General features: G+C 60.5%; 6 protein-coding genes. All 6 read right to left on the bottom strand.

Going from position 1 to position 5,411, the window contains the following annotated elements; all coding sequences use genetic code 11:
- Nucleotides 1–5: 5 nt before the first annotated feature.
- Nucleotides 6–833, bottom strand: a complete 828-nt coding sequence (locus tag NPS29_RS28570; RefSeq protein ID WP_274136853.1) for a transglutaminase family protein — start codon at nt 831–833, stop codon at nt 6–8.
- The gene (locus NPS29_RS28565) at nt 830–1,789 is read right to left on the bottom strand and encodes an alpha-E domain-containing protein (protein ID WP_274136852.1); all 960 of its coding nucleotides are present in this window, start codon (nt 1,787–1,789) and stop codon (nt 830–832) included. The genes NPS29_RS28570 and NPS29_RS28565 overlap by 4 nt, the downstream gene beginning before the upstream one ends.
- A 12-nt stretch (nt 1,790–1,801) precedes the next feature.
- Nucleotides 1,802–3,211, bottom strand: coding sequence for a circularly permuted type 2 ATP-grasp protein (locus tag NPS29_RS28560; RefSeq protein ID WP_274136851.1), 1,410 nt, complete (start codon nt 3,209–3,211; stop codon nt 1,802–1,804).
- Nucleotides 3,212–3,351: 140 nt separating this feature from the next.
- Entirely contained in the window at nt 3,352–3,654 is a 303-nt protein-coding gene (locus NPS29_RS28555; RefSeq protein ID WP_274136849.1) for a hypothetical protein, read from the bottom strand.
- Nucleotides 3,655–3,727: 73 nt separating this feature from the next.
- On the bottom strand, nt 3,728–4,066 hold the full coding sequence (locus NPS29_RS28550; RefSeq protein WP_274136847.1) for a ribonuclease E inhibitor RraB: 339 nt from the start codon (nt 4,064–4,066) through the stop codon (nt 3,728–3,730).
- Between the two features lie 253 nt (nt 4,067–4,319).
- Nucleotides 4,320–4,556: a hypothetical protein gene (locus NPS29_RS28545; protein WP_274136845.1), complete on the bottom strand. Its 237-nt coding sequence runs from the start codon at nt 4,554–4,556 to the stop codon at nt 4,320–4,322.
- Between the last annotated feature and the right edge of the window lie 855 nt (nt 4,557–5,411).

Below are 5,411 nucleotides of genomic sequence, written 5' to 3'. Positions count from 1 at the left end.
ATCGCTCACGACTGGCGTTGCACCTGCATCTGCACCACAGGCATTGCCACGGGCGCCGAAGGCGACACCGCCACCTTCGCGTGCATCTGCTCGCAACCGCCACCGCGACGCATCCCACGTACCGGGCAGGCATCGAGGTAATCCAGGCCGACCGCCAGCTTCAGGTGACGCTCAGGGATAGCCAGCTGATTGGTCACATCGAAGCTGTACCAGGCGTCATCGAGCCACGCTTCGGCCCATGCATGACCGGACAGATGCTCGCTGCCGTCGCTGTACAGATATCCCGACACATAACGCGCCGGCACGCCCAGGCTGCGGGCGCACGCCAGGAACGCATGGGTGTGGTCCTGGCAAACCCCTGCCCCATTGGCAAAGGCCTGCGCTGCGCTGGTGTCCACGGCCGTGGCGCCGGGGGTGTAGACGATGTGCTGGTTCAGCGCCTGCATCAGATCGATCAGCGCAGTGCGATCGGTGCGCTTTTTGGTTTCTCTGGCGGTGAACTCGCGAATCGCCTCGTCCGCTTCCGTCAGGCGGGTGAAACGCAGAAACGGCAGCGACGACTGGCTTTCATGTTCCGCTTCACGCGTCTCGTCGATCTCCACCTGCCCTCGTGCGCCGATGACAATGGCCTCATGGGGCTCGTCCAGCGTCAGTACGTGCAGGATATTGCCGAACGGATCGACCTGCGCCCGCACCGGGCGCGGCAATGCCAACTGCCAGCTCAGCACCTGCTGGCGCTCGCTGTCGTGTGGGGTCAGACGCAAATACTGGATGCTGGCGCGGACCTGATCGTCGTAGTGATAGGTGGTCTCGTGACTAATGGACAGTCTCATGCTGCCTCCAGATAGGAAGTGTAAATAACGTCACCCAGTTGGGCCAAAAGCGGAATGAATTCGTTCAACCATTCGTGCAGGCCTTCGTCCAGAATCTCGTCGATCCCGGTGTAGCGCAGACGTGCGTCCAGTTCGGCGGCCAGGCGCTGGGCCGGGCGGCCATTGGCACCGGGCAGGCTGGCCAGGATCATGTCCAGTTCTTCAAGGCAGGCACGCAACGAACGCGGAATGTCGGCACGCAACAGCAACAGTTCGGCGACCTGCCGCGCACCCGGCGCATCGCGGTACACCTCGGTGTACGCCTCGAACGAGGACAGGGCCCGCAGCAAGGCGCTCCACTGGTAGTAGCCGGCGGCCGAACTGTCGGCGGCAGCATCGGCGGACGGGCCGCGCAATTCGAGCATCTCGTAACGGGCATCGAGCATGCGCAGGGTGTTGTCGGCGCGCTCGATGAAGGTCCCCAGGCGAATGAACCTAAACGCATCGTTACGCATGATGGTGCCGTAGGTCGCACCACGAAACAGATGCGAACGCTCCTTGACCCACTCGCAGAACCGGCTCATGCCATAGCGGCTCAACCCCTGCTCGGCGATCCCGCGAATTTCCAGGTAGGTCGAGTTGATGTTTTCCCACATGTCCGCAGTAATGCGCCCACGCACGGCATGGGCACTGGCTCGCGCCGCCGCCAGGCAACTGAAAATGCTTGCCGGGTTGGTCGAATCCAGGGCGAAGAAATGCAGCATGTGCTCGGCGTGCAATTCGCCGTGGCGTTCCAGATAGGCGTCCAGCGTGCCGGTGATCAGCAGCGGCATGGCGATTTCGTTGAGGCCGTCGCCGCGTCCATCCTGGGGCATCAACGACAGCGAATAGCTGACATCGAGCATGCGCGCCAGGTTTTCCGCGCGCTCCAGGTAACGCGACATCCAATATAAATCCGAGGCAGTTCTACTTAGCATTGGCAGATTTCCTTAATCCTCGACCACCCAGGTGTCCTTGGTGCCGCCACCCTGGGACGAGTTGACCACCAGCGAACCTTCACGCAGCGCCACGCGCGTCAGCCCGCCCGGCACGACGCGGGTTTCGCGGCCAGACAGCACGAACGGACGCAAATCGATGTGACGCGGGGCGATGCCGTTTTCGACGAAGGTCGGGCAGGTCGACAACGACAGGGTCGGCTGGGCGATGTACGCGTGGGGCTTGGCCTTGAGCCGTGCGCGGAAAGCCTCGATTTCGGCCGCCGTGGCAGCCGGCCCCACCAACATGCCATAACCGCCAGAGCCTTGAGTTTCCTTGACTACCAGATCACCCAGGTTGGCCAGCACGTGGGACAGCTCCTCGGGCTTGCGGCATTGCCAGGTCGGCACATTCTTCAGGATCGGCTCTTCGTCGAGGTAGAAGCGGATCATGTCGGTCACGAACGGATACACCGATTTGTCGTCGGCCACGCCCGTGCCGATGGCATTGGCCAGCACCACGTTGCCGGAACGGTAGGCCGACAACAGGCCCGGCACGCCGAGCATTGATTCTGGGTTGAAGGCCAGCGGATCGAGAAACGCGTCGTCCAGCCGGCGGTAGATCACGTCCACCGGCTTGTGGCCGTCAGTGGTGCGCATGAACACCCGGTCGTCGCGCACGAACAGGTCCGCGCCCTCCACCAGTTCGACACCCATTTCCCGCGCCAGGAAAGCATGCTCGAAGAACGCACTGTTAAAGCGCCCAGGCGTCAGCACCACCACACTGGGATTGTCCAGCGGGCTTGAGCTTTTGAGGGTGTCGAGCAACAGGTTGGGGTAGTGGTCGATGGGCGCAATCCGTTGCGCGGCGAACAGTTCGGGGAACAGACGCATCATCATCTTGCGGTCTTCGAGCATGTAGCTCACGCCGCTTGGGGTGCGCAGGTTGTCTTCCAGCACGTAATAGGTGCCGTCGCCATCGCGAACCAGATCGACCCCGGAAATATGCGAATACAGGTCGCGATGCAGATTCAGCCCCTGCATCGCCAGCTGGTATTGCTCGTTGGCGAGCACCTGTTCGGCCGGGATGATCCCTGCCTTGATGATGCGCTGGTCGTGGTAGAGGTCGGCGAGGAACATGTTCAGCGCCTTGACGCGCTGGATACAGCCCTTCTCGACCACGCGCCATTCGCTGGCCGGAATGCTGCGCGGAATCGTGTCGAACGGAATCAGGCGCTCGGTACCCTGCTCGTCTCCGTACAGCGTGAACGTGATCCCGGCGCGATGGAACAACAGATCGGCCTCACGCCGACGCTGAGCCAGCAGCTCAGGTGGCGCTTCACCCAGCCAGCGGGCGAATTCCCGATAATGCGCACGGACAGCGCCGTTCGCATCGTACATCTCGTCATAAAAGGTGCGGATCATGCCGTACTCCTTGTCACCATGGACCCATGGGCCTTCGCAAGGCCCGTGCCAGCGGCATAAACGCTTAATTTTCAACAGGTTGAATAAAACTGCGGAAAGCCCTGCACCATTCCTGTGCAACAAGCGGGCTACCCATTTCTTCAACGCTTCATGGCGAAGCGTTCTGTCACTGGAAAATCTATTACCAGCATAGCCAGAGATGATTTCCCGGCCGGTGTTTGTTTGCTGATAATTGCCCCATCAACGCAGAAAAACGTCACTTCGGACTGCAAGAGCGACGTTTTCGTGTTACCGGATTTTTCAACGTAATTCCCTTTATGCCGCTCCCATTCGAGCGGCTTTTTTTTGCCCTGTTTTTGGCTGATGGCGTCTCGGCGAGTTCCGTGATTTTTGCGTGGGTTGTCATCAAGTAGCAGCACGGCTGCTGGCGGGCGGTATGTCATTCATGGTTGGGTTGCCAGAGACAACGCCCCCGCCGGCAGCCGTGCTGCTACAGGGGCGTGTGCCATGTCAGAGTCAATGAAGCCGCTTGATCTCCTGCTTCACGCCCCAGCCTTCGACCTCGCCATCGAGGCCCATGATCGCGCTTTGAAAGTCCTGTTCGAAGTCTCCTATGGCGTCGTAGGTGGCGTACATCAATTTACTCAGTTGCAGGTGCCACGCACCGTCCTCACGGGCGTTGATTTGAGTATTGAGGGACTCGCCGCGGAATTTTCTCGCAGCCTGACGCGCGCGTTTCTCATCCGGAAACACGGCGTAGAACTCGATGGGGTGGATGCGGGCGAAGTCGAAACCGCCTTCTTTCATGCGGCGCAGCACGTGGGTGCTGATGTCTTCCTGGTAGGTCGTGCTCATGAAACGTCCTCCTATGCAACGATAGATAGAGTTTCAACGATCCCTGAACGCCCCCTGCAACAGAGGCGTTGAGCGGCGGGTCATCCACCGCCCGGGATTCAAGCATGTCGCTGCAAGGCCGGTGTTGCTGTTACAAATCTGGCACCCATGCGCGATGTGACTCGGGTAGATGCCTCACCGGCCTCGTTTGCAGATTACGCCCATTGTCCGGGCGTTGCCAATTGGCAGTTTGCGGTGTGTCGCTCAGTAAGTTTCAAGACGCCTCGATGATGGAGATGATCTGTACGGCGTTCTGTTCCTTGAGTGTCTTGACGGTGGGCTCCTGTGTTCGCCCCTCCAGGTCATTGAGGTCCAGGTCATTGGTGACCGGGAACAGGCGTGGGCGCAGTCGCCTTGCGGCCTCTTCCTCACTGGGACGCAGCTCGGATTCAAGATCGAGGGTCTGCTGCACACCTTCTTTATCCAGAAACGAAACAGTCCAGACTTTCATCAATGTCTCCTCAGTCAGGCCACACGTTGGCCTACCGAAATCGGACTGTGATTTTTTGGGATTTGTTCAAGGTATTTTGCCGTGAGGCGTTAGATCATTTGCACCCCCAAGATTGCCGACGCCGGCAAGCCGGACTGCTACGGGATGGAGTAAACCGAGGCTTTTGCTCTTGATCTTCATGCGCGGTGGTACAGGCGACACAGGGCGCGACGTAAAGGCGCCAGGCCGAGCGCAGGTGTCGTGGAGGGGGATGAGCGGCAGGAAGCCGCGAAAGCCGTGCGGGCCATGGATGGCCCATCATGGCGTGCCCCCGGAACGACGCCGGAGCGAGGGAAGTCCGAAGGACCCCAGCCAGGAGCAAATGGTTTGCCTACTTTCCCGAAAGAAAGTAGGTCGCCCGTAAGGGGCGAAACCCATAATCCCAACCAACGCGATAACGGATGAGTTCCCAATGCCAGCGTCACGGTGGTTTAGAACTCGGTGAGCATATCCGTTCGCGAGGGTGACGCGGATTCACCTTTGCGCCCTTACGGCGCGTTACTTTGTTTCGGCAAAGTAACCAAACCATTTGCGACAGGCTGGGCCGCGACTTCGTCCCGGTTCCCTCACTCCGGCGCCATTCCGGGGGCACGCCGTGATGGGCCGTCCCTGGCCCGCACGGCTTTCGCGGCTTCCCTGCCGCTCATCCCCCTCCACGACACCTCCGTTCGGCCTGGCGCCTTAACGTCGCGTTCGGCGGCGCCTGTGCCATCGCGTAAGAAGATCAAGATCACGATCAAGAGCTTTGGGTGTACGCCCCCCCGTAGCAGCACGGCTTGCCGGCGGGGGCGGCCTCAAGATCGCTCCCGCCGGCAA

The sequence above is a fragment of the Pseudomonas putida genome (assembly GCF_028682175.1).
GTDB classification, from domain to species: Bacteria; Pseudomonadota; Gammaproteobacteria; order Pseudomonadales; family Pseudomonadaceae; genus Aquipseudomonas; species Aquipseudomonas putida_AD.
This window is presented reverse-complemented; position numbering and strand designations above follow the sequence as displayed.